A 22,671-nucleotide genomic window follows, 5' to 3' on the forward strand; every position below is an offset into this window, starting at 1 on the left:
ATCGATCGCGCGTACATGCGCTGCGCCAACGCGCCTTCTGACGCGCGGCGTGGTAAAACGACCTGGATGGGCCCCGTCGCGGACGGGGCCTTTTCAGCTTCTGGCAACGAGGTCGTTGGCTGAGCGCAGCACTGTGCCAAGTGCGATATCGCCTGCCGAGAACGCTTTTGCAGTGCGCAGCGCGAATGTGTGGCTTTCACCCGGAAGCAACGTGACCAGCATGGAATCGACGACTGCATCAGGATCGAGCCGGTCGGCCATGAGGCAGAGATCCTTAAGGAAGGTCTGTGCCGTAATTGTCACAGCATATCCTTCCGTGGTGGCGCTAAGCTCGATCGACGCCCGCGGTGCCGGGAGCTTCAAATCAAAGTCCTCGGCGAAATAGTGGAAGGCGCGCCGGTCAAGCATCTGCACGACGATGAGCTCGTTACCGGCATCATCCGGCGTTGCGACATCGGCCGACAGCGGAAACTCCTTCGCCTCAAACCGGTCGCAGAGCAGCCGCCAGAACTCGAATTCGGCCAGTACCGTTCCGTCAAGCCGCAGCCGTTTGCCTGATATTTTCGAGCGCCAGAACAGCGTGCGTTCGTTGACGGCGACGGCTGCCAGTCCACCGTTGCGTGGCTGGATCGTCAGCAGCCTGGGATCGAATGCCTGCTGCATTGCATACCAGAGCGGCTTGCGCCGTCCCGCTGAATCGAGTGCTGCCCAGGACGTCACCGGCCAGCAATCGTTGAACTGCCAGACGACGGCACCTTTGCAGATGTCGCGATGCGAGCGCATGTGCTCGATCGCAAAGCGGATGGCGCGTGCCTGGTTCAGCTGTGTTGCGAAGTGCCAGTCGTCCATCGTCTGCGGCACAGGCAGATGCCCGGCAAGGCCGCGGATCAGCTTGTCATTGCCTTGGGTGGCCTTCTGATGATGGAACACGCCGTTGGAAACCGGCGTCAGCGGCGCGTCGTGCACGCTTTCTTCGATCGTCGCCCAGTTCGGCGGCGCCTGCCAGCCGAATTCGGAGCAGAAGCGCGGGATGTAGTTGCGATAGATCTCGTAGCCGACGTCGTTCCAGACGTCCCAGATATGCTTGCAGCCGTGCTCATCGGCGTTGGGCTCGATCTCCATCGTCCCGGAGTAGGGGCTACCGGGATAGTACGGCCGATCGGGATCCAGCTCGGCGCAGAGCTTCGGCAGGACGTCGAGATAGTAGCCGAGCCCCCAGCTCACGCCCTCCTTGATGATAGGCCGCCAGCCCCATTCGTCGAAACCCCAGATGTTCTCGTTATTGCCGTTCCAGACGATCAGCGACGGATGCGGCATCAGGCGCACGACGTTGTCGCGGACCTCGGCTTCGACCTCGCTGCGCAAGGGTTCTTCTTCCGGATAGGAGGCACAGGCAAACAGGAAATCCTGCCAGACGAGCATGCCGGCGCGGTCGCAGGCCTCGTAGAATTCGTCGCGCTCGAAGATGCCGCCGCCCCAGACGCGCAGCAGGTTGATGTTCGCAGCTTTCGCCTCCTCGATGCGGGAAACGTAGCGCTCGACCGTTACCCGCGACGGGAAGCAATCGTCAGGAATCCAGTTCGCGCCGCAGACGAAAAGCGGCACGTCGTTGATGACGAAGGTGAAGGCGGAGCCGTGTTCGTCTGGAGCCGTATCGAGCCGAACCGAACGAAAGCCGATCTCCTTCGAATAACTGTCGAGTAAGTCATAGCTTACGCCGTCCCGCAATTCGATTTGCAGCGGATAGAGCGGCTGGGCGCCAAGATGGTGCGGCCACCAGATCTGCGGCGAGGGAACGGTCAGCTGGAACTCGACCTCGTCAGCTCCCTCCGGGAGTTCGGCGACATGGCTGACGCCGGCGAGGGTTGCAACAAGTTTTGCCGGAACGCCGTCTTGGCGCTCGACGCTTGCACGAACTGTCACGCGCCCGTCGCCGCCGGCAAGCGTCGCCGAAACCCGTGTCTCCGCAAGTCGGGCTCGCTCCCAGCTTTCCAGCCGCGCCGGCTTCCAGATCCCCGCTGTCACCAGCGTCGGACCCCAGTCCCAGCCGAAGTTGCAGGCCATCTTGCGCATCAGGTTGCCGGGGCCGGGATAATTGTTCGGGCGATAGCCGTAATGCGCCTCCATCTCGGCGCCGTAGGCGTAAGCGGAGCGGAAGGTCACGACCAGCTCGTTCGCACCTTGCTTGAGCCGCTCCGACACGTCGAAGCGATAGATGCGGTGCATGTTGAAGGTGCGGCCGAGCTCCTCGCCGTTCAGCACGATCGTCGCGACGGTATCGAGGCCTTCGAACACCAGTTCCTGGACCTTCCCGGCATCCGGCGATGCATCGAAGCTGCAGCGATAGGTCCAGTCTTCCTTGCCGATCCAGTCGTTGGTGATCTCGTTGACGTCGAGATAGGGATCGGGGATGAGTCGGTTGGCGAGCAGGTCGAGATGCACGTAGCCGGGTACCTGTGCCGGAATTTCAGCAGGCAGGTCGCGTCGACCTGTAACGTTGCAGGAGAGCGTCCAGCCCCGGTTCAGTTCGGTCTTTTCGATCATGAGAAACTCTTAGAGATAACGGCCGTGACGCTGCAGGACTTCGATCTTGTAGCCGTCGGGATCGGTGATGAAGAAGAACAGCGCCAGCAGCTTGCCGTCGCGATTGAGCTCGACGATCTTGCCGGGGTTCAGGCCGGCCTCGGTCAGGCGCTTGTGCTCCACCTCGACCTCCTGGACGGAGAGGGCCAGATGCCCATAGCCGTTGCCGAGATCATAGGGCTCGCTGCGCCCCTTGTTGACCGTCAGCTCCAGCTCGAAGCCGGTCTCGTCATTGCTCATGTAAATCAGGGTGAAGGTGTCGAAGTCGATGCGATCGGCGACCTTGAGGCCGAGCACCTTGCCATAGAACTCGACCGAACGCGCCTCGTCGAGGACGCGGATCATGGAGTGAATCATCTTGGCCAAAGCTGCCTCCCATTGCCGATATCACGGCAGCCTTGGTAGCCGCCGCCTCATGCCGGGCGCAAGCCAATTCTTTCAGTGATGGCGTTTTCGATCAGCCCCATCGCGTCATAGATCAGCACCGCCATCAGGCCGACGATCAGGCCGCCCTGGAGGATGAAGGCGGTGTTGTCGGAGATCAGCCCGGCGATGATGACTTCGCCGAGGCCCTTGGCGGCCACCGTCGAGCCGATCGTTGCCGTGCCGATATTGATGACGGTCGCAATCTTCAAGCCCTCGAGGATCAGCGGCAGGGCGAGCGGCAATTCCACCTGAAAGAGCCGCTGTGTACCATTCATGCCCATGCCGTCGGCGGCATCGAGCACCGAGGGAGACACCTGCTTGAGGCCAGAGACGGTGTTCTCGAAGATCGGCAGTAGGCCATAGAGAAAGAGGGCGATCAAGGTCGGTCCGGCGCCGAAGCCGGTCGCGGGTACGGCAAGGGCGAGCACCGCCACCGGCGGGAAAGTCTGGCCGGCACTGGCGATCGCCCGGGACAACGGCAGGAAGTCCTCACCGCTCTTGCGGGTGACAAAGATGCCGCCGAGGATCGCCAGAACGGCGCTGCCGACGATCGAGATCGCCACGAGGAAGAGATGCGAAGCGGCAAGCTGCGGAAGGCTGTTTTGGGTATAGACTGCCGGCGCATTGTTGCTCGTCAACGGCACGAGCAGGAACGACAGCCACTCCGTCCTGAACAACAGGATCAGCAGCAATACCAGCGCGCCAACGCGAAAGAGGTTCGCAAAGACGAGCCTCATGCTTTGCGGCCCAGTTCGAGCAGTCTGGTCATAGAGATAGAGCCAACAGGTGCCTTGTCCGCGTTTTGAACCGCGGCTTCGTCAACGCCCTGCCAGATCATCTCGGCCAGGGCGTCGCGCAAGCTGAGCGATTGCGGTAATGCGTAAGCCAGGCCTGACTTTGCCGGCTCCATGCTTTCCCTCAGCGGCAGCAGCGACATCAGCTTCAGCGCCCGGTCGGAGGTGCCGGTCAACTGCTGTACAAAGGGGTCCGCCGGCTCAGTCAGGATCTTTTCGGGTGCAGAGCATTGCAGCAGCTTGCCGGCGCTCATCACGGCGATCTGGTTGCCAAGATGGAAGGCTTCGTCCATGTCGTGCGTCACGAGGACGACGGTTGTACCGAACTGCTTCTGGATCGCCAATAGATCGTCCTGCGCCTTGCCGCGGATGACGGGATCGAGCGCACCGAACGGCTCGTCCATCAGCAGCAGTTCCGGTTCCGCGGCGAGGGCCCGCGCAACGCCGACTCGCTGCTGCTGGCCGCCGGACAGCTGGTGTGGGTATTTCTCGGCAAATGTCGCGGGATCGAGGTTGAACAGGCCGAGCAGTTCCTCGACGCGGTCGTTGACTTTCACCGTATCCCAGCCGAGGAGCTGCGGCACCGTCGCGATGTTTTGCGCAACGGTCCGGTGCGGAAAAAGGCCGTGCCCCTGGATCGCATAGCCGATCTTGCGGCGCAACTCGGTCACAGGCACGTCCATGATGTTCTGGCCACCGACGAAGATCTCGCCCGACGTGATCGGCACAAGCCGGTTGATCATCCGCATGAGCGTCGATTTACCCGAGCCGGAGGTGCCGACAACGACGGTGATCGAACCCTTCTCCACAGCCATCGAGACGCTGTCGACCACGGTCGCCGTGCCGTAGCGCTTGGTGACGTTCCTGATTTCGATCATGCTCATGCGGCGGATCCCCGTATGCTGTCGATGACCGCATCGAGGATGACGGCCGAAGAGAAGGCGAAGAAAACGGTCGGCACGGCGCCGAGCAGAACGAGGTCCATGGCCGTTTGACCAAGCCCCTGGAAGATGAAGATGCCGAAGCCGCCACCGCCGATCAGAGCCGCGACCGTCACCAGGCCGATCGCCTGCACCAGGACGATGCGGATGCCGGTGAGGATGACCGGAAAGGCAAGCGGCAGGTCGATGCCGGTCAAAATCTGGCGGCGCGTCAATCCCATGCCCGCCGCGGCATCACGCACCGAGGGATCTACGCCCTGCAGACCGACGACGGTGTTGGCGACGATCGGCAACAGCGAATAGAGGACAAGCGCGATCAACGCCGGCGCGGCTCCGATGCCGCGAATGCCGATCGAGGCCGCGGCGGGCACATGCGTCGCGAGGTAGCCGAGCGGCAGCATCAGGATGCCGAAGAGCGCGAGGCTCGGGATCGTCTGGATCAGGCTAAGGCCCTGCAGCACGACGGCGCGTAACTTTGGAACCCAAAAGCACAGGATACCTAGCGGCAGGCCGATGACGATGGCGATCGCCAGCGAGCCGAACGCCAGCAGCAAATGAGCGAGCGCTTCCGTCCAGAACTGAGCGGATCGGGTCGCGAATTCCTTCATGATAGAGAGATCGTCGAGCAGTCCGGACGCAAGGAAGATGCCGAGCAAGCCAGTGTATATAACAAGCGCCGCAATGCGCATCCACGGGGTCAGCTTGATCTTCACAAGAGCATCCGAGACGATGAGCCCGATCACCGCAAACAGCACCCAGAACCCACCGCCCGGCGTCATGCGCGCGGCATTGCTGTTGGGCGGGGTGAAGGCCGAGGCAGCAAAACCGATGGTCGCCAGCAGGGCTGCAAAACAGAGGGTCGAAACCACCAGCCGCAGCATCGCATTTTGCAGAAACAGAACGGCCAGAGCGGTGACGATAAGCAGAATTGTCAGGATGATGGCGGAGGGTTGATTGAGCAGCTGCGTCAGCAGCAGGGGCTTTCCGGCGGCGATGCGGTTTGCCTTCACATAGATGAAGGGCAGGAGCGCAGTTGCAACGACACCTGCCGTCACCAGCACCACGCCAAGCCGGTCCAGTTTGCGGACCGCTAAGGTTTCTTCCATCGATCCATCCTGTCCGGTCGAAAGGCTGCTCCGCCCGCGAACAGGCGGAGCGTCTGGCAACGAGATTACTTCAGGAAGCCCTTTTCCTTCAGGTAGCCTTCGGCAACCGATTTCGCCGGCTCGCCGTCGACCTGGATCTTGCCGTTCAGCTTGCGCAGTTCGTCGGCGTTCAGGCTCTTGAAGATTGGGGCGAGCACTTCCTCGATCTTCGGGTTTGCCTTCAGCACCTCCTCGCGGATGATCGCGGTGGGCGCATAGACCTGCTGGACGTTCTTGTCGTCTTCCAGGACCGTCAGTTCCGCAGCCTGAATCGCGCCGTCGGTGCCATAGACCATGGCGGTGTTGGCGCCGTTCGTCTGGTCGGCTGCCGCCTTGATGGTCGCGGCCGTGTCACCGCCCGAAAGGACGATTTCCTGGTCCGGCTTCAGCGTGAAGCCGTAGGTCGTCTGGAATGCCGGAAGCGCGCCGGCCGAGTTGACGAATTCGGCGGAAGCCACAAGCTTGGCAGCGCCACCGCCGGAGACCCACTTGCCGAAGTCCGACATGGTCTTCAGGTTGTTCGGGCCGGCGACGTCGTTGCGTACAGCGAGCGCCCAGGTGTTATTGGCCGGGGAGGGCGTCAGCCAGACGATCTTGTTGGCGTCGTAGTCGAGCTTCTTGGCGAGGTCGTAGCCCTGCTGCAGGTTCTTCCAGGCTGCATCGTCGGCCTTGTTGAAGAAGAAGCCGGCATTGCCGGTATATTCCGGATAGATGTCGATTTCGCCTGCGGTGATTGCCTTGCGAAGAACCGGCGTCGTCCCAAGCGCAACGCGGTCCTGCGTCTTGATGCCGTTTGCATTGAGCGCGAGCACGATCACGTTGCCGAGCAGCGTGCCTTCAGTATCGATTTTGGATGAAACGACGACGTCTGCAGCATGGGCCGCACCTGCCGCAAATGCGGAAAGCGAGACGGCAAGAGCGAATTTCTTCAACATGGATTGTCCCCTTGATTTACACCGTTTGACCTCGTGGCAGGCCCCGGCGGGAGCCTTTCACGTATAAAATCACCGGCGAAAGCAGCCTGGCTGCGATCATGCCGGAAATACGTGCGTCATGGAAATAGCGTTCGCGTTCGAAAAATCGATGCAAGCCTCTCCAGTTTTGCGTTCGCGGCGCGATTATGGCGGTGAATGCAAATGCTTGCGCGAAAATGCATTTCCTTTTCCGTCGCTGCAGCGATTTGTTTTTGTTCCCTTGCGTGTTTCCGCAGATGTCCGGTGCTCTTCAGTGCTTCTACTGTCCAACCCGGTTTTGTTCTTGATGAGAACGATACCGGTCTGATTTCGCGACAGGGATATCTTTTTTCGCGAACACACCATATCGTTCGATTTTTCATATTGTTACGGAGAAAACGATTGCAGCTCGGCACGTTGTTTGTCGCCAGTCACGTGCTCGCATCCGGCTCGGTCAGAGAGACGGCGCGCAGCCTTTCGCTTGCAGCATCGACGGTCTCGACGGCGGTCCGCAATCTCGAGACCGAGCTTGCGCTCAAGCTGACGGAGCGCAGCTCCGGTGAGCTAACCACGCTTCTCGCCAGCAACGACGTGCGCGAAAAGCTCGCCCCGATCGTACAGTCAGCCGAAGAACTGGCAAATTGGATCGGGACCGGCGAACCGGCGCGTCTGCCGATCAAGATCGCCACGATGGAGCGATTTCTGGAGGTCGCCGACCAAGGCAGCATCAACCGGGCGGCGCGACGGCTGAAACTTGGTCAGCCGCAGCTTTCGCTTCAGATCGCGACTTTGGAAAAGGCGCTGGGTCATCGCCTCTTCGAGCGCCAAGCCAACGGCTCGGCGCTGACCGAGCAGGGCGGCCGGGTCTACGCCATTTTCCAGGCCGTCACGCAGGAGTGGAATGATCTGAAAGCGACCGCCGACGAACGCTATCAGCGCACGGCGCGGGCGCTGCGCATCGGTTCGATCATTCCGACAGGATCGGAAAGCTGGGTCGCGCGGTGCCTCGGGGCCCTTGTCGCCGAATGGAACGCCCGCCGCAGTAAGAATGCGCTGTCTCTGGTTCTGATGACGGCGGATGACTTGCGGGAGGCTTTGAAGTCCGGCCGGATCGACGTTGCCATTCTCGACTCCGTTTTCGGTCTGGAGCACTTCCAGCATCGAGAGTTGCTGAAGACCGACATGGTCCTCATCGCACCGCCCCAGAGCCGCGAACGGACGGTGGCCGAGCTCGTCGAAGGTCACGCGATCTGCACGCCGAGTTCTCGAACAGGGCTTGGGCACGCCGCAATGGCGCTCAGCCATGAGCGCACCGCCAATCGCAGGCACCGCAATCAGGACATTACCGCGGCCGACTCCCTGCCCGTGATCGTCGACCTTGTCGCCAACCATGGCTACATCTCGTTTCTAGGCCGCGTCAGCGCCATGCCCATTGCCGACAAAGTTCGCATCGTCGAACTCGAGGAGTCCATCCCGATGTCTTATCATGTCGCCTTCAACCATCGGAAAGCTTCGGCTGACGCAAGCGCCATGATAACAGCGGCCATTGCCAAAATAATCGCCGAACCCGTCGCACAAGAGCGCGCCTTCGCTTAAAGAGACAGCGGCGGACAAGGAGATTCGAGCGTGAGTGTTTTGCTGGAAGTGTGCGTGGACAGCCCGCAAGGTCTTGCGGCAGCAATTGCCGGCGGCGCCAACCGCATCGAACTCTGCTCGGCCCTGGAACTGGGCGGATTGACGCCCGTCGCGGGCCTGATGAAAGCCGCAGCTGCGGCGCCTATTCCGGTCTATGCAATGATCCGCCCGCATGCCGGCCCCTTCGTGTTCGATGCGGCCGACGAAGAAGCGATGATGACCGACATCGATGCCGTGCGTGCCTTCGGCCTAGCCGGCGTCGTCATCGGTGCCAATCGCAAGGACGGCACGCTTGATGTGCCGCTGATCAGCCGGCTGAAAGCCCGCGCCGAGGGGCTTGGATCAACACTCCATCGCGCCTTCGATCTTGTGCCGGATGCCGATGCGGCATTGGAGCAGGCGATCGAGCTTGGCTGCGAGCGCATCCTGACATCCGGCTGTGTGCCGAAGGCAATCGATGGCCTGGAGACGCTGAGCCGTCTCTCCCGCAAGGCCGCCGGCCGTATCGCCATCATGCCGGGTAGTGGCGTACGGCCCGGCAACGTTGCTGAGTTCCTGCGGGCCACCGGAACAAGCGAGGTTCACGCCTCCTGCAGTTCGCCGGTCGAGAGTCTCGATCCGCGCGCCGTCGCCTTCGGCTTTGAGGCTGCAGCGACAAACCGGACGGATGCCAGCGTCGTCCGCCAGATGCGGGCAGCGATCGACGCAGCCTGATCGTTCGCCAGCGTAGGCATTGGGATGGCTTAGGTGCCGATCTTGATCACGGCCTTGATCAGCCCGCCTTTTTCGTGTGCCCAGCGTGCCAGGTCTCGTGGTGCATTCGCCAATGTCGTTCGATGCGTGATCAGCTTGTCGACCGGGACAAGGCCCTTGGCAATCGAGTCCGCCACATGCTCGAAATCCAATCGGGTCGCGTTGCGGCTGCCGATCACCATCATTTCCCGCTTGTGAAACTCAGGATCGGAGAAGCGGATGTCGTCCTTGACGACGCTGACCAGCACCAGCGCGCCGCCATGGGCGACAAAGCTGAAGGCTTTCTCCATGGATGGGCCATAGCCGGTCGCATCGAAGACGACGTCGAAACCATCGCCGTCGGTCTTCGCCTTGACCGCTTCGGCGACGCCTTCCCCGGCGAGGATGCCTGAGGAGAAGCCGAAACGATCCGCAGCCATCTGCAAACGCTCTCGGCTGGTATCGAGCAAGGTCACATCATGTCCCGCAATCCGCGAGAAGATCGCCGCGCCCAGCCCGATCGGACCGGCGCCGATGACAAGGGAGCGCGATCCGGCTGGCGCCATCGAACGGCGAACCGCATGGGCGCCGATCGCCAGAAATTCGGTGGTTGCTGCCGCTTCAAGGCTCACGCCGTTCGCAGCATAAAGATTGCTGGCTGGAACGGTGATTTCCTCGCAGAAGGCTCCGTCGGTATGGACGCCAAGGACCTTGATGCTCGTGCAGCAATTCGGTTTGCCCTGACGGCAGGCGACGCAGATGCCACAAGAAAGATAGGGGTTGACGATGACAGGTGAACCGACCGCCATGGCAACCCCGTCGCCGGCTTCCAGAATCGTCGCCGAAATCTCGTGCCCCATCACCCGGGGATACTCCAGGAACGGATGCTTGCCCTCGAAGATATGGTAGTCCGTACCGCAGATGCCGACGTGGCTGACCGCAAGCCTTACCCAACCGGCTTCGGGCGCGGCAGGGGAAGGGCGTTCCACGAGTTCGAGGACACCGGGTTCTTTGCAGAGCACTGCTTTCATGATGATCTCGCATTCCTGGAATGGAAGAAGCCGGCCGTGGGGCCGGCTCCGTATGTCGCTGCCGGCTTACGGGTTGCGGCGGCGGCGCAGCTGATCGAAGTAGACGATCACGATAATCAGCAAACCGGTGATGATGCGCTGCCAGAACGAGTTGACGTTGAGCAAGTTCGCGCCGTTGTTGATGGTTGCCAGAATGAATGCACCGATCAGTGGTCCATGAACCGAACCGACAGCGCCGAACAGGCTGGTGCCGCCGATGACAGACGAGGCGATTGCCTGCAGTTCCCATCCGTCCGCCTGTGTGGCGTTGCCGATCGCGATACGCGAGGCAAGGAGAACGCCGACGAAGGCCGCAAACGTCGCGGAGAGAATGTAGGCAAGATAGATGATGCCGTTCACCCGCACGCCCGACAGGCGGGCCGCTTCGCGGTTCGAACCGACGGCGAAGAGATAACGCCCCCAACGGCTCAAGTGCAGGAAGACATAGGACGGGACCGCAACGAGAATGACCATCCAGAACAGGCTTGGCACGCCGAGAAAGTCGGCGCGGGCAAAGTTCGTGAAGGGCTCGTTGACGATGTTGATCGTCGAACCATTGGTGATCAGCAGTCCGATACCACGCAGCGAGGTCAGCGTTGCCAGCGTGATGATGAACGGCGGCAACCCCATCTTGACGATGCCGAAGCCGTGGAACACCCCGATACCGACGCCGATCAGTAGGGTGATGAGAATGGAGGCCCAAACCGGCACGCCCGCCTGCAGCAGCCAGGCGAGGATGACGGTGCAGAAACCGACGATCGCGCCGACCGAGAGGTCGATGCCGGCGGTAATGATCACGAAGGTCTGCCCGAGCGCCAGAATGGCGGTCATGGCGCCCTGGCGCAGCAGGTTCGAGATGTTCAGCGGCGTCCAGAAGCTGGCGGTCACGAAGCCGAGAAGGATCCAGAGGAACGCCAGGAGACCGATAAGGGTCAGGCCGAAGAGGATATTCACTTTCCGGCGCGCCGGCGGCGCTGCGATCTCAGTGGGGGTTACGGTCATTGATGGTCTCTCCCTCTTATTCTTTTAGACGCCGATCGCTTCGCCGAGCACTTCTTCATGTGTTGCCGCGTGGAAGTCGTGGCTGGCAACAAGCTGGCCGCGACGGAAGACGTGCAGCCTGTCCGCGAGTTCATAAACTTCCGGCAGATAGGACGAGATCAGGATGATCCCGGCGCCCTGCTTCAGAAGCTTGGCAAACAGCCGGTAGATTTCCGCCTTCGTGCCGACATCGACGCCCACCGTCGGCTCATCGAAGATGAAGAGCCGGGCGCCATGGCTCAGCCACTTGCCGATGACGACCTTCTGCTGATTGCCGCCCGACATGGCCGAGACGAGAACGCGTCGGCTTGGCGTCTTGATCGCGAGATCGCGAATCTGCTGGTCGGCGTTCTGTGATTCCTCGCTGTGGCTGATGACGGGGCCTTTGCTCAGCCGTTTGAAGACGGGGAGGTTGATGTTCAGCCCGATCGGCAAGTTGAGGCAAAGTCCCTGGTCGCGGCGGCTCTCAGGTGCCAGCGCGATGCCAAGTTCCATCGCAGTGCGCTCATCCTTGATATCGACCTTCTTGCCCATCCAATGGATCTCGCCGGTCGTTTTCTCTCTGCCGTAGAGGCCAAGCGCGAACTCGCTGCGCCCTGCGCCGATCAAGCCGTAGAGGCCGACAATCTGCCCGGCCTTGACCGAGAGCGACACGTTCTCGAAACCGGGGCCGGACAGCCCACGCACGTCGACGATCGTTTCGCCGATCGGGATCTCTTCCTTGTGGTAGATCTGCTCGATCGAACGGTTGATCATCAGCGCGATCAGCTCGCCTTCGTTCGTCTCGCCGATCGTGCGCGTGCCGACATGCGTTCCGTCGCGCAGCACCGAAACGCGGTCGGCGAGCTCGAACACTTCTTCCATGCGGTGGCTGATGTAGACGATGGTGACGCCCTCACCCTGCAGACGGCGGATCAGCTTGAAAAGCTGGGCCGATTCCTGGCGGGTCAGGTAGGCGGTCGGTTCGTCGAAGATCAGGAACTGCGTGCCGCGCATTGCCGCGCGTGCCGTCGCGACGAGTTGCTGCTGGCCGATCGTCAGATCGCTCAGCAGGACATGGGCTGGGAGCCCGAAGCCGAGATCGTCGAGGACGGCCTGTGCCATCCTCTCCATCTCTTTCTTGCGCATCAGGCCGTACTTGTTGACCTCGTCGCCGAGAAAGAGGTTGGCCGCGACCGTCAGATGCGGGCAGAGAACGACTTCCTGATGGACGGCATTGATGCCGCGTGCGATCGCCTCGTTCGGCGTCGCCAGGGCGACCGGATGGCCGCACCAGAGAATTTCGCCAGCCGTTCTGGTGATTACGCCGGTCAGAAGCTTGATGAGCGTCGATTTACCGGCGCCGTTCTCGCCGACGATCGCATGAATTTCACCGGCCAGGAACGTCACCGTCGCTGGTTTCAGCGCCTGGACGTAGCCGTAATTTTTTTGGAGTCCCTTGAGTTCGAGGATCGGGGCGCCCGCAGGAATGCGGTTTGCCTCCGTCAGCTTGGCGCTGTCATCGTGGCGATGACTGACCTCTTCCAGGCTCATGGGCGTTTCCTCCTCGCGAATTGCCGTCTCTCCACCGGCCGCCCGCACTCCTCAGGCGGACGATAACACAGGTGAAGGAAAGGCCGCGCGGGATTTCCTCTCGCGCGGCCACCGTCATGTTATTTACTTGATCTTGGGGTTCAGCAGAGCGTCGATCTTCGGGTCGCTCATGTTGGCCTTGGTGACCAGGTTTGCACCGGTGTCGACGTTTTCTTCGACTTTTTCGCCCTTGGATACGGCGAGCGCGGTTTTCACGCCGTCATAGCCCATGCGATAAGGATCCTGCACGACGAGACCTGCAAGCGAGCCGTCCTTGAGGAAGCCGACCGTCTTGTCGTCGCTGTCGAAGGCGATGACCTTGATCTTGTCGCCGAGCTTGTTTTCCGCGATCGCCTGGCCAACACCCTGTCCGAGGATGAGGTTCGAGGCGAAGACGCCGACAAGGTTCGGATTGGCAGTGATCAGGTCGGTCATCATGTTGAGACCGGTCGTTGCCTGACCGTCGCCGTACTTGTCGGCGATGACCTTCAGGCCAGGATGCTTCGTCTTGACCTGATCGAGGAAACCTTCACGGCGCTGCTCGAGAGAGCCGACGCCCGGAAGGTTGGTGAGGATGACGACCTCGCCTTCTTCCTTGCCCGTCATTTCCTTGATGGCAGCGGCAAGCCCGTCAGCAGCGATACGTCCGCCCTGGACGTTGTCGGTTGTCAGGAACGATTTGAAGGCCTTGGAATCAGCGCCGGAGTCGATGCCGATGATCGGAACGGACTTGGCAGCTTCGTCGATCGGCTTGCCGAGTGCCTTGAACTCGGTCGGCGAGATGACGATTGCAGCCGGCTTGCCGGCAACAGCGTTCTCAAGAATGCTGATCTGGCCGTTGATGTCGGATTCGGCCTGTGCGCCGAGTTCCGGAACGTTGACGCCGAGATCCTGACCTGCCTTGCGGGCGCCGGCCAGAACGATCTGCCAGTAGAAGGACGTCGTGTCCTTGACGATGATCGGGATCGTCACGTCAGCCGCAAACGACGACACCGGCATTGCGGTGGCGATAACGGCGGCGCCCGCGAGAGCCGTAAAGGCTCGGCGGGAGAGAATCGATTTCATGCGCATGTGGTTCTCCTCCAAGATGCGTTCTCCTCCTAGAAACCGTACCGCTGAACGCAGGCGGGCGATTTTTATCGATAAAAAACAATTACCATCAGAAGCTAGCCGAGCGAAAGTCAAATTGCAAGTAGCGCGGCGGACTTGATTATCGTTTCTTTCTTCACCCCAAGTAATTGTTTTTTCAGTTGTTCAATCGCTGGCTAAAGTTCTGTCAGCCGCGATAGACTTCATGCGGATGGACCACGCCTTTCTTCAAAATCAAGTTGCCATACAACCGGAATTCAGTCGTCGCCACGATGTAGGCAGCGGTCCGCGCACGCTCATAGAAGGCGAAGCGTTCCAGCGAGGCAATCGTGAAATCGCCGGCCCGTCTTGTCACGATCTCCTGAAACTCGGCGCAAACTTCGGGCACGGCGGTCGGATCGCCCACCACCTCCATGCGCCATGCGGACTCGGGCACGAAGGTGTCGAGCGGAAAATGCGTGAGGATGGCCTCGGCCATATCGGTCGCGGTGACGCCGTCTGCACGAATGACCTCCGGGCCCATGGTGCTTGAAGGGAAATTGGCATCGGCGATGACGATATCGTCCCCATGTCCCATGCGGGCAATCGCACGGAGCAGGTCGGGATTGAGAATGGGGTGAATACCTCTAAGCATGGTAGGTCCTCAAACACGCACGGCGTCTTCGCCGAGCGGCGGAGCGACGAGCGTCAGGGGGTCGAATTCAGGGAAGATCGAGTCCGGCAAAGCGGGCTCGAAAAGCGCCATGTTGCGCGTCAGGCTGGAAGCCTTTGCAGTACCGATCAGCACGGACGATACGATTGGATCCTGGAGCGCAAACTGCAACGCCGGAGCAGCCAGCGGCACGCCATATTTGGCGGCGATCTTCTCCATATCGCCGACCTTGGCGAGAATGTCGTCCGTCGCCGGCATATAGTCGAAATGCGACCCGGGCACCGGGCCCGTCGCCAGGATGCCGGAGTTGAAGACGCCCCCGACCACGAGCGAGGTACCCTTCTTCCGGCAGAGCGGCAGCAGCTCGGCAACCGCAGACCGGTCGAGCAGCGTATAGCGCCCTGCCATAAGGATGCAGTCGATGTCGGCGTTGTGCATGACGTCGAGGCACACCGGGACCTCGTTGACGCCGAGCCCGAAGGCCTTGATCGCGCCGGAAGATTTCAGTTCCTCAAGCGCCTTGATGCCGGTGTCCAGGAACTGCTTCTGAAGAACGGCGTTTTTCGCCGCACCATGTGTGTATCCGCCAAGATCGTGGACATAGAGGATGTCGATCCGGTTCAGTCCGAGACGCGCGTAGCTGAACTCCACCGAGCGCATGATGCCGTCGTAGGAATAGTCGTAGTCGGCATCGAAGGAGAGCGGGTTGACATAGCTGTAGTCGGGGACCGTCCCCGTCGGCACTGGGCGTAGAAGCCGGCCGACTTTGGTCGACAGCACCCATTCGTTCTCCGGCTTGTCGCGCAGGAAGTCGCCGAAGCGACGCTCGGCGAGGCCGAGGCCATACCATGGTGCGACATCGAAGTAGCGAATTCCGCTGGCCCACGCAGCCTCGAGCGTCTCCATGGCCTGTTCGCGCGGGCAGGCCCGATAGAGGCCACCGAGAGCGGCGCCACCGAAGCTCACTTCGGTGACCTCAAGCTCTGTCCTGCCGATCCTCCTCGTCTTCATCATTCCTCCTCTGAAGACTTGATATGCGCTGCCTTAGAGCGTGGCTCCGAGGTGCCACGGCACGAATTCGTTGTCGCCGTAGCCGAATTCCTCGCTCTTCGTCTTCTTGCCCGATGCCGTGTCGATGATCAGGTCGAAGATCTCGCGGCCCTTGGCGCTGATCGTAGCGTCACCTGTCGCGATCGTGCCGCAGTCGATATCCATGTCCTCTTCCATCGAGGCATAGAGAGCCGAATTGCTGGAAAGCTTGATCGACGGCGCCGGGCGACAGCCGAAACAGCTGCCGCGACCGGTGGTGAAGGCGATCATGTTCGCGCCGCCGGCGACCTGGCCGGTCGCCGAGACCGGATCGTAGCCGGGGGTGTCCATGAAGACGAGACCCGGTGCGGTGACGCGCTCGGCATAACCGTAGACGGCGGTCAGAGGCGAGCGGCCGCCCTTGGCGACGGCACCCAGCGACTTTTCGAGGATCGTCGTCAAGCCGCCACGCTTGTTGCCAGGCGAGGGGTTGTTGTCGAGCGACGCGCCGTGCAACTCGACATACTTTTCCCACCAGGCAATCTTGTCGTCGAGCTTCCTGGCAACCTCGTCGCTGACGGCGCGGCTGCGCAGAAGATGCTCCGCACCGTAGATTTCGGAGGTTTCGGAAAGGATCGCCGTGCCGCCGGCAGCCGCCAGCAAGTCGGCGGCCACGCCGAGCGCCGGGTTGGCGGTGATGCCGGAAAAGCCGTCCGAGCCGCCGCATTGCAGGCCGATGATGATATCGCTGATTGGCAGCGCAACCCGCTTTTCCTTGCCGACATCCTGGGCAATTTCACGTAGCATGCCCATGGCGCGCTCGACGGCGCGGCGCGAGCCGCCGGCGTCCTGGATGTTGAAATGACGCTTGGCATTGCCGGCGCCGCTCTGGCCGTAGAGTGTGAGCTGGTTGACTTCGCAGCCAAGGCCGATCATCAGCACGCCGCCGAAGTTGACATGCCGGGTATAGCCGGCAAGTGTCCGGTGCAGTACCGCCATGCCGTCGCCGGTGGAGCTCATGCCGCAGCCCTGATCGTGCACGATCGGCACGAAGCCGTCGATGCCGTCGAAATGCGGAAGGATCGTCCGGTTGGCCTCGTCAGCAATCGCCCGACAGACCGTGGTGGAACAGTTCACACTGGCAATGATGCCGATGTAGTTGCGCGTCGCCGAACGACCATCGGCGCGGCGATAGCCCATAAAGGTGCGCGCCCGGTCCGTCGCACTTGCTTCCTCGGGCGCCGAGTTGGCGGTTGCCGCAAGGCGGTCGTTCTCGAAATGCAGATTGTGGCTGTGAATATGGTCGCCGGCCTTAACGTCAGCCGTCGTGCGTCCAATGGCCTGACCGTATTTGACGACCGGCTGGCCAAGCGGAATATCGGCCAACGCGATCTTGTGGCCGGGATCGATCTTCTGCCGTGTCTGGATGCCGGCGACCGTCGCGCCGGAGGGAATCGCCGCCGTCGCGACCGCAACATTGTCGCCGGCGGACAGGATGATCCAAGGGTCTTTGGTCAACATTCTTCTCCCTAGGGAAACACTCGCTGCGTCGGCGAATGTTCATTGATTTTGTTTTTTATCTACAATAAACATTTTCAAGTCAACGGGATTATCGATCCTGTGGACGAGGGAGGCAAACAGCCGCATGCAATCCAAAATAAGATAAGGATTGCCGAGAGATAAGCTTCTGCCACGCTGCGCACCGCAACTCTGCGGCCGCCCGATCCGTGTTGCCGAGGCAAGAGGGCGGGGTGCATGGCAAGGCAGAATACAGTCTTCAAGGAAGCCTACAACCGCTATGTCGCCGCTTTGCGCACCGACGCGGCGCTGCCGTCTGAGCCTGAGATCGCGGCCCAGCTGGGGATCAGCCGCAGCACGGCGCGCGCCATCCTGACACGGCTCAGCGATGCAGGAATCATCCGCTGGAACAAGCGCCAGAAGATCGTTCTGCGCCAACCGACGGAAGACGATTTCTTTCCATCGGAAGAGACGAATTCACTCCACGACATCATCGAGCGCAGCTTCATGCAGCGCATCTTGTCGGATGATGCCGCGCCAGGCATGCAGATCAATGAGCTGGAACTGGCGCGCGAGATCGGCACCGGCACCACGAGCGTCCGTGAGTTCCTGATCCGCTTTTCGCGGTTCGGCCTGATCGAGAAACGGCCGAACAGCCACTGGATACTCAAGGGGTTCACCCGCGATTTCGCGCTTGAGCTCGCCGAGGTGCGCGAGATGTTCGAGCTGCATTCGGCCGCCGAATTCGGCCGGCTTCCACCAGAGAGCGAGGCATGGCGCGCATTGTCTGACATCAAGGCCGAGCATCAGGCCATGCTGCGCGACCTCGACAGGCGCTACAAGGATTTTTCGGCGCTCGACGAACGTTTCCACCTGCTGATCCACGGAGCGTCGAAAAACCGCTTCATCGCTGACTTCTACGACGCGATCGCGATCATCTTTCACTATCACTACCAATGGAACAAGGCGTTCGCGCGCGAGCGCAACGAACGCGCCATTCATGAGCATCTCGACTACATTGCTGCGCTGGAGTCAGGCGATCAGGCGGCGATCAATTCCGCCTGTCGTCTGCATTTGAGGTCGGCGCGTCAGACGCTGCTCCAATCCATTCCATTAACCGCCACCGACGACGGTGCTATCGAGAAGTAGTCTAAGAGCAAACACGGCCGAAGCCGGGTTTACGCTACTGCACGTCCGCCGCCTGCTGGGGTGAAAGGATATCATCCGCGATCGTGATTATCTGCAGCGACGCACCGTTTTGGTGATCTCATCCCCATCGTCGGTCGTTGTTCTGATGGTCTTGGTGTAGCAGCCATCACGATAATAGCGATCACGATCACGATCACGGACGGCGCCAACTCTGATGCCGTGTTCGTTAATGGTAATTGCAGGGCGCGCCTGGTCGTAGTCGTCGTAACTTCGTTCGCGAGTCACGATCACACCGTCGGCCATGGCAGGAGCGACGAACGAACATAGCGCCATCGCCGCAACGGTACAGTTCATAAGGGTCTTTCGCATGTCAATTCTCCTTCATTCATGGAAGACCAACGAAGGAGGAAAGAACTGGTTCCTTGAAAAATGACGCGCCGAGCCACCGCATTGGCGTTGTTCGGGAGCATAATGAGGGTGGCGGCGAGGATCTAATGCGACGCTTCGCTGGCGGCTGACGCCACCGGCGTCCGGCTATGTTCGCGTCCCACGGGAATGAGCCAGGCCGACAGGAACGTGAGGACGGCGACCACGGCCACCCCCCAGAACGTCCAGTGAAGGGAGGCATCGAAGACCGTGCGGATGGCAGGGTCTGCTGCCAACTCGGACAATCCTGTCGGCTGGTTCAACACGTCATGAAGCGACGCTGCTGCATCGCCGACCGCATAGTGGCTGATGCCGGCGTTGAGAATGGCGCCAAGCACTGTCGCACCGAGCGTATTGCCGAGGCTGCGAGCGAAGATGATCGACGCGGTGGCGCTGCCACGCATCGACCATTCGACGCTGTCCTGAACGAGCGCGATGCTGGTGAGGCTGATCAACCCCATCCCGAAGCCCATGAAGAAGGAGCCTGCACCGGCAAGCGCGGGGTGGCTGTCGGGCGTCAGAAACAGCAGGAAACTTGCGCCAAAGGGAAACATCAAGCTGCCGACCCGTAGCGTGCGTCGGATGCCGAACGCCTTGAAGAAGCGGCTGGAGAGCATGACGGCCAGAGGCCAGCCGACGACCAGCATGGTCAAAGTGAAGCCGGCGACGATCGACGATCGCCCAAGGACACCTTGGACATACATGGGCAACACGGTCGAAAGACCGATCAGCGCCATCCCGGCAAGCAATGTTGCGGCGTTGCTGGTCGCGACCAGCCTGCGGCTCCAGAGAGCAATCGAAATGATCGGTTCTGCCGCCCGCTTCTCCTGTCGCAGGAAAAGCACAGCAGCAACGACGAAGACCACCGCAAGCGACACCAGGACCCACGCATTGGCATCCGCCGCTTCCGTGAGGAGGACGAGCAAGGCAATGACGGCGACCGAAAACAGAATGGCGCCGAGATAGTCGATCTTTGCCTGCTTGTGTGCGACCGATTCCTTGAGGAAGGCGGCAAAAGCCGCGATCGACACGATGCCGATCGGCAGGTTGATCCAGAAGATCCAGGCCCAGGAAACGGTATCGACGATAACGCCGCCGGCAAGCGGCCCGACGACAGCCGATGTGGCCCAAACCGTCGCCATGATGCCTTGCACCCGGCCTCGCTCCTCGAGAGTGAAGAGGTCGCCGATGATCGTCATCGTCACCGGCTGGATGGCTCCGGCGCCAAGCCCTTGCAGCAGGCGAAAGGTGATCAGCGACGCCATGGACCATGCGAAACCGCAAAGCAGAGAGCCGACGAGAAAGATCAGAATGCCCGAAATCAGCACCGGCTTGCGTCCGAAGATATCCGAAAGCTTGCCGTAGATGACGGTCGTCGTCGACTGCGCCAGAAGAAAAGCCGAGAACACCCAGCTGTAGTAGGTAAAGCCGCCAAGCTGCCCGACGATCTTCGGCATCGCCGTCGCGACGATCGTGGCCTCGATGGCGACCATGAAGGTTGCGAGCATGATGATGGCGACAATGAGCGCACGGTTCGAGCGCTGGGCTGTATTGGACACGACATCTTCTCCGGGTACTCCGCGAAGTGCCTGAGATGATCGGCAAGTCGACTGGGGGAAAAGCGCCGGCGCGAAGTGTTGCCCCGTTCTATGCCGCCGAGGCAAAGGCGTCAATTATTATCCGTTTGGTTACGAGGCCGGTTTGGCGGCGCCCAATGGCAGAGCCCCGATGCAGGACCAACATTCGAGACCGAGTCAGTTTGAGCCAGTCTTTCAATTCGACGCGAACACTGCGATCATTGTACTGACAAATAGCTGCTTTCTTCGATCGGGGGACAAGGATTGCGGTCCAAAGGGTTGCTGAGTTGGATGAGGCGCCGACCGCTGTCGATCCAGTTCCTGTTTGCCAGCGGTATCCTGATCTTCTTCGCGACATTGATCTCGGGCTACGTCATATCCGGAATCGTCGAGCAAAACGCGATCCGCAGCAAAGCCGGTGCGGCCGCAACGTTCGTCCAGAGCATGATGGAGCCGCTTGTTCAGAAGCTGGCTTCGGCGGACGCCCTGCCACAGGGGGATATCGAGAGGCTCCACGGGCTTTTCACCGATCCAATGCTGAGGGGGCGTTTCCCGCATGTGGAGATCTGGACGACCGATGGTACAATTGCCTATTCGCTTGCCGCAGACCTGATCGGTCACCGCTTTGAGCTCCCCGCCGGGGCCGAGAATGCACTTTCGGGCGAGGTTTCACTTTCCTTCGCCGATCTTGATGCAGGCGAACATGTCGCCCGCAATTTCCAGACACGCTATCTAGAGATCTATAGCCCGCTGCGTGACAACTCGACCGGCCGGATCATAGCCATTGCGGAGATACAGGAGGATCCCGCGACCTTTGATCACGATGTGGAGCGCGTGCGGATGGTCAGTTGGGCAGCGGTGGCGCTTGCCTCCTGCGCGATCCTGCTCTGTCTTTACGCGATCGTTCGCCGGGGAAGCAACACCATAGAAGAGCAGCGGCGGACCCTGCGTCAGCGCGCGGAAGACGCGGAGTCCGCATCGCGCAAGCTGACCGAACTGCAGAGTGTTGCCCGCCAGGCCTCGATGCAACTCGCCGAGCGTAACGAGAATCTGATGCGTGGCGTTGGCGCAGACCTCCACGATGGCCCGGCCCAGCTTCTCAGCTTCGCGCGCCTGCAGGTTGAACAGGTCCGCCAAGCCAGGTCCGATCCGGGGCGCGAAGCGCCGCTCGCCGTACTCGAGGAGTCGCTCGATATCGCCTTGACCGAGATCAGGGCGATTGCCCGATCGCTGATCCTGCCAGAAATCGAGCACTTCCCGCCTAGCCGCATCATCGAACGTGCGATCAAGATGCACGAGGGCCGCTCAGGGACAGAGGTCGCTTGCACCATTGTCGGGGCAGAACGGGAGATTCCGGCAGCAATGAAGATCTGCCTTTTCCGCTTTGTCCAGGAGGGCCTAAATAACTCTTACAGGCACGCTGGCGGCAATGGTCAGGAGGTTTGGTGCGAGATGGGGGCAGTGCATATGAAAGTGGTCGTCTCCGACAAGGGCCCACCGCAGGGTTTCGTCAAGCCGCCTGCCCGCGCCGGCGGAGGAATGGGCATTCAGGGCCTGCGGCAGCGCATCGAGAGCCTGGGCGGCAGCCTGCAGATCGCCGGCGGGGACGCCGGGACAAAACTGACAATGTGTTTCGAGCTTGGGGAGGCAGTCTGAATGGTAGAGCCGGCTTCTGTCATCGTCGTTGACGACCACGCGTTGTTTCGGATGGGCGTGTTGCAGACGATTGCCCTCAATGAAAACTTGCGGGTCGTTGCGGAGGGCGCATCCAAGCAGGATTCTCTGGATCTCGTGGCGCGCCATCACCCGACGATCGCGCTTCTGGATATTTCCATGCCGGGTGGCGGGGTCGCCGCGGCGCGCGAGATCCACGAGCGATGGCCTGATGTGAAGGTGGTGATGCTGACGGTTTCCGAGGATGACCAAGACGTCCTGGAGGCCCTGGAGGCTGGCGCGTCCGGATACATTCTGAAAGGCATCGCCGCAAACGAGTTGCTCGACGCGTTGACGACCGTCCAGCGCGGCAGCACCTATTTAGCGCCGACACTGGGTTCCAAACTGGTCGCCGCAATGAGAGGACACACACAGCCGCGAACCGACGGCAATCCGCTGACCGCGTTGTCCGCAAAGGAGCGCCACGTGTTGGAATGCGTGGGTCGCGGAATGGGGAACCAGGCCATTGCCGAAGCGACGGGAACGACTTTGCGCACCGTGAAGTTTCATGTCTCCAGGCTTCTCAAAAAGGTTCAAGCGAAGAACCGCGTTGAATTGGCCCTCATCGCGCAGAAAGCGGCGGATGTGTCTGGCAAAGAGTAGCAGGCGCCTGAGCTTCGAATGCG

General features: G+C 61.0%; 20 protein-coding genes. 5 read left to right on the top strand and 15 right to left on the bottom strand.

The features are described from left to right. Window positions 1-93: 93 nt before the first annotated feature. The 6 genes from FHT76_RS16435 to FHT76_RS16460 all read right to left on the bottom strand — a co-directional run bounded on the left by FHT76_RS16435 (window position 94) and on the right by FHT76_RS16460 (window position 6,824). The gene (locus tag FHT76_RS16435) at window positions 94-2,544 is read right to left on the bottom strand and encodes a glycoside hydrolase family 2 protein (protein ID WP_183860434.1); all 2,451 of its coding nucleotides are present in this window, start codon (window positions 2,542-2,544) and stop codon (window positions 94-96) included. A gap of 9 nt (window positions 2,545-2,553) precedes the next feature. Then, window positions 2,554-2,949, bottom strand: coding sequence for a VOC family protein (locus tag FHT76_RS16440; protein ID WP_183860432.1), 396 nt, complete (start codon window positions 2,947-2,949; stop codon window positions 2,554-2,556). Window positions 2,950-2,996: 47 nt separating this feature from the next. Beyond that, complete coding sequence (locus tag FHT76_RS16445; protein ID WP_183860430.1) at window positions 2,997-3,746, bottom strand: ABC transporter permease; 750 nt, start codon at window positions 3,744-3,746, stop codon at window positions 2,997-2,999. Continuing rightward, complete coding sequence (locus FHT76_RS16450; RefSeq protein WP_183860428.1) at window positions 3,743-4,687, bottom strand: ABC transporter ATP-binding protein; 945 nt, start codon at window positions 4,685-4,687, stop codon at window positions 3,743-3,745. The genes FHT76_RS16445 and FHT76_RS16450 overlap by 4 nt, the downstream gene beginning before the upstream one ends. Beyond that, window positions 4,684-5,850, bottom strand: coding sequence for an ABC transporter permease (locus FHT76_RS16455; protein ID WP_259126422.1), 1,167 nt, complete (start codon window positions 5,848-5,850; stop codon window positions 4,684-4,686). The genes FHT76_RS16450 and FHT76_RS16455 overlap by 4 nt, the downstream gene beginning before the upstream one ends. Window positions 5,851-5,915: 65 nt before the next feature. Further along, a complete protein-coding gene (locus FHT76_RS16460) occupies window positions 5,916-6,824 on the bottom strand; it encodes an ABC transporter substrate-binding protein (protein WP_183860424.1) in 909 nt (302 codons plus the stop codon). A 420-nt stretch (window positions 6,825-7,244) separates the two neighbouring features. On the opposite strand from FHT76_RS16460, the gene FHT76_RS16465 reads away from it, so the two are divergent. Next, window positions 7,245-8,438 (top strand): LysR family transcriptional regulator, encoded by a 1,194-nt coding sequence (locus tag FHT76_RS16465; protein WP_183860422.1) that lies wholly within the window; start codon window positions 7,245-7,247, stop codon window positions 8,436-8,438. Window positions 8,439-8,468: 30 nt separating this feature from the next. After that, window positions 8,469-9,191, top strand: coding sequence for a copper homeostasis protein CutC (locus FHT76_RS16470; RefSeq protein WP_183860420.1), 723 nt, complete (start codon window positions 8,469-8,471; stop codon window positions 9,189-9,191). A gap of 29 nt (window positions 9,192-9,220) precedes the next feature. On the opposite strand, the gene FHT76_RS16475 is transcribed toward FHT76_RS16470, so the two are convergent. The 7 genes from FHT76_RS16475 to FHT76_RS16505 all read right to left on the bottom strand — a co-directional run bounded on the left by FHT76_RS16475 (window position 9,221) and on the right by FHT76_RS16505 (window position 17,180). Beyond that, window positions 9,221-10,240: a zinc-binding alcohol dehydrogenase family protein gene (locus tag FHT76_RS16475; protein ID WP_183860419.1), complete on the bottom strand. Its 1,020-nt coding sequence runs from the start codon at window positions 10,238-10,240 to the stop codon at window positions 9,221-9,223. A gap of 66 nt (window positions 10,241-10,306) precedes the next feature. Continuing rightward, on the bottom strand, window positions 10,307-11,281 hold the full coding sequence (locus tag FHT76_RS16480) for an ABC transporter permease (RefSeq protein ID WP_183753083.1): 975 nt from the start codon (window positions 11,279-11,281) through the stop codon (window positions 10,307-10,309). Between the two features lie 24 nt (window positions 11,282-11,305). After that, window positions 11,306-12,853 carry a sugar ABC transporter ATP-binding protein gene (locus tag FHT76_RS16485; protein WP_183860417.1) on the bottom strand — a complete coding sequence of 516 codons (1,548 nt, stop codon included), beginning with the start codon at window positions 12,851-12,853 and terminating at the stop codon, window positions 11,306-11,308. 123 nt (window positions 12,854-12,976) lie between these two features. Further along, entirely contained in the window at window positions 12,977-13,963 is a 987-nt protein-coding gene (locus tag FHT76_RS16490) for an ABC transporter substrate-binding protein (protein WP_183860415.1), read from the bottom strand. Between the two features lie 205 nt (window positions 13,964-14,168). Next, window positions 14,169-14,615 (bottom strand): RbsD/FucU family protein, encoded by a 447-nt coding sequence (locus FHT76_RS16495; protein WP_183860413.1) that lies wholly within the window; start codon window positions 14,613-14,615, stop codon window positions 14,169-14,171. 9 nt (window positions 14,616-14,624) lie between these two features. After that, window positions 14,625-15,644: an aldo/keto reductase gene (locus FHT76_RS16500; RefSeq protein ID WP_183860766.1), complete on the bottom strand. Its 1,020-nt coding sequence runs from the start codon at window positions 15,642-15,644 to the stop codon at window positions 14,625-14,627. A gap of 33 nt (window positions 15,645-15,677) precedes the next feature. Then, window positions 15,678-17,180 carry a UxaA family hydrolase gene (locus FHT76_RS16505; protein ID WP_183860764.1) on the bottom strand — a complete coding sequence of 501 codons (1,503 nt, stop codon included), beginning with the start codon at window positions 17,178-17,180 and terminating at the stop codon, window positions 15,678-15,680. A gap of 237 nt (window positions 17,181-17,417) precedes the next feature. On the opposite strand from FHT76_RS16505, the gene FHT76_RS16510 reads away from it, so the two are divergent. Further along, window positions 17,418-18,329: a GntR family transcriptional regulator gene (locus FHT76_RS16510; RefSeq protein WP_183753071.1), complete on the top strand. Its 912-nt coding sequence runs from the start codon at window positions 17,418-17,420 to the stop codon at window positions 18,327-18,329. Window positions 18,330-18,416: 87 nt separating this feature from the next. Here FHT76_RS16510 and FHT76_RS16515 read toward each other — a convergent pair whose 3' ends face one another. Both FHT76_RS16515 and FHT76_RS16520 read right to left on the bottom strand, forming a co-directional pair. Next, the gene (locus FHT76_RS16515; protein WP_183860411.1) at window positions 18,417-18,698 is read right to left on the bottom strand and encodes a hypothetical protein; all 282 of its coding nucleotides are present in this window, start codon (window positions 18,696-18,698) and stop codon (window positions 18,417-18,419) included. A gap of 122 nt (window positions 18,699-18,820) precedes the next feature. Beyond that, window positions 18,821-20,314, bottom strand: a complete 1,494-nt coding sequence (locus FHT76_RS16520; protein WP_183753068.1) for an MDR family MFS transporter — start codon at window positions 20,312-20,314, stop codon at window positions 18,821-18,823. A 309-nt stretch (window positions 20,315-20,623) separates the two neighbouring features. Here FHT76_RS16520 and FHT76_RS16525 point away from each other — a divergent pair, with 309 nt between their 5' ends. Continuing rightward, window positions 20,624-21,988: a sensor histidine kinase gene (locus FHT76_RS16525; RefSeq protein ID WP_183860409.1), complete on the top strand. Its 1,365-nt coding sequence runs from the start codon at window positions 20,624-20,626 to the stop codon at window positions 21,986-21,988. Next, complete coding sequence (locus FHT76_RS16530; protein ID WP_183860407.1) at window positions 21,989-22,648, top strand: response regulator transcription factor; 660 nt, start codon at window positions 21,989-21,991, stop codon at window positions 22,646-22,648. Window positions 22,649-22,671 lie beyond the last annotated feature (23 nt).

Source organism: Rhizobium sp. BK176 (assembly GCF_024808055.1).

Excerpts from the sequence above, each read along its gene's own strand:
- FHT76_RS16435 (WP_183860434.1), bottom strand. The coding sequence starts at position 2,544 with ATGATCGAAAAGACCGAACTGAACCGGGGCTGGACGCTCTCCTGCAAC.
- FHT76_RS16445 (WP_183860430.1), bottom strand. The coding sequence starts at position 3,746 with ATGAGGCTCGTCTTTGCGAACCTCTTTCGCGTTGGCGCGCTGGTATTG.
- FHT76_RS16450 (WP_183860428.1), bottom strand. The coding sequence starts at position 4,687 with ATGAGCATGATCGAAATCAGGAACGTCACCAAGCGCTACGGCACGGCG.
- FHT76_RS16455 (WP_259126422.1), bottom strand. The coding sequence starts at position 5,850 with ATGGAAGAAACCTTAGCGGTCCGCAAACTGGACCGGCTTGGCGTGGTG.
- FHT76_RS16460 (WP_183860424.1), bottom strand. The coding sequence starts at position 6,824 with ATGTTGAAGAAATTCGCTCTTGCCGTCTCGCTTTCCGCATTTGCGGCA.
- FHT76_RS16475 (WP_183860419.1), bottom strand. The coding sequence starts at position 10,240 with ATGAAAGCAGTGCTCTGCAAAGAACCCGGTGTCCTCGAACTCGTGGAA.
- FHT76_RS16480 (WP_183753083.1), bottom strand. The coding sequence starts at position 11,281 with ATGACCGTAACCCCCACTGAGATCGCAGCGCCGCCGGCGCGCCGGAAA.
- FHT76_RS16485 (WP_183860417.1), bottom strand. The coding sequence starts at position 12,853 with ATGAGCCTGGAAGAGGTCAGTCATCGCCACGATGACAGCGCCAAGCTG.
- FHT76_RS16490 (WP_183860415.1), bottom strand. The coding sequence starts at position 13,963 with ATGCGCATGAAATCGATTCTCTCCCGCCGAGCCTTTACGGCTCTCGCG.
- FHT76_RS16495 (WP_183860413.1), bottom strand. The coding sequence starts at position 14,615 with ATGCTTAGAGGTATTCACCCCATTCTCAATCCCGACCTGCTCCGTGCG.
- FHT76_RS16500 (WP_183860766.1), bottom strand. The coding sequence starts at position 15,644 with ATGAAGACGAGGAGGATCGGCAGGACAGAGCTTGAGGTCACCGAAGTG.
- FHT76_RS16510 (WP_183753071.1), top strand. The coding sequence starts at position 17,418 with ATGGCAAGGCAGAATACAGTCTTCAAGGAAGCCTACAACCGCTATGTC.
- FHT76_RS16515 (WP_183860411.1), bottom strand. The coding sequence starts at position 18,698 with ATGCGAAAGACCCTTATGAACTGTACCGTTGCGGCGATGGCGCTATGT.
- FHT76_RS16525 (WP_183860409.1), top strand. The coding sequence starts at position 20,624 with ATGAGGCGCCGACCGCTGTCGATCCAGTTCCTGTTTGCCAGCGGTATC.
- FHT76_RS16530 (WP_183860407.1), top strand. The coding sequence starts at position 21,989 with ATGGTAGAGCCGGCTTCTGTCATCGTCGTTGACGACCACGCGTTGTTT.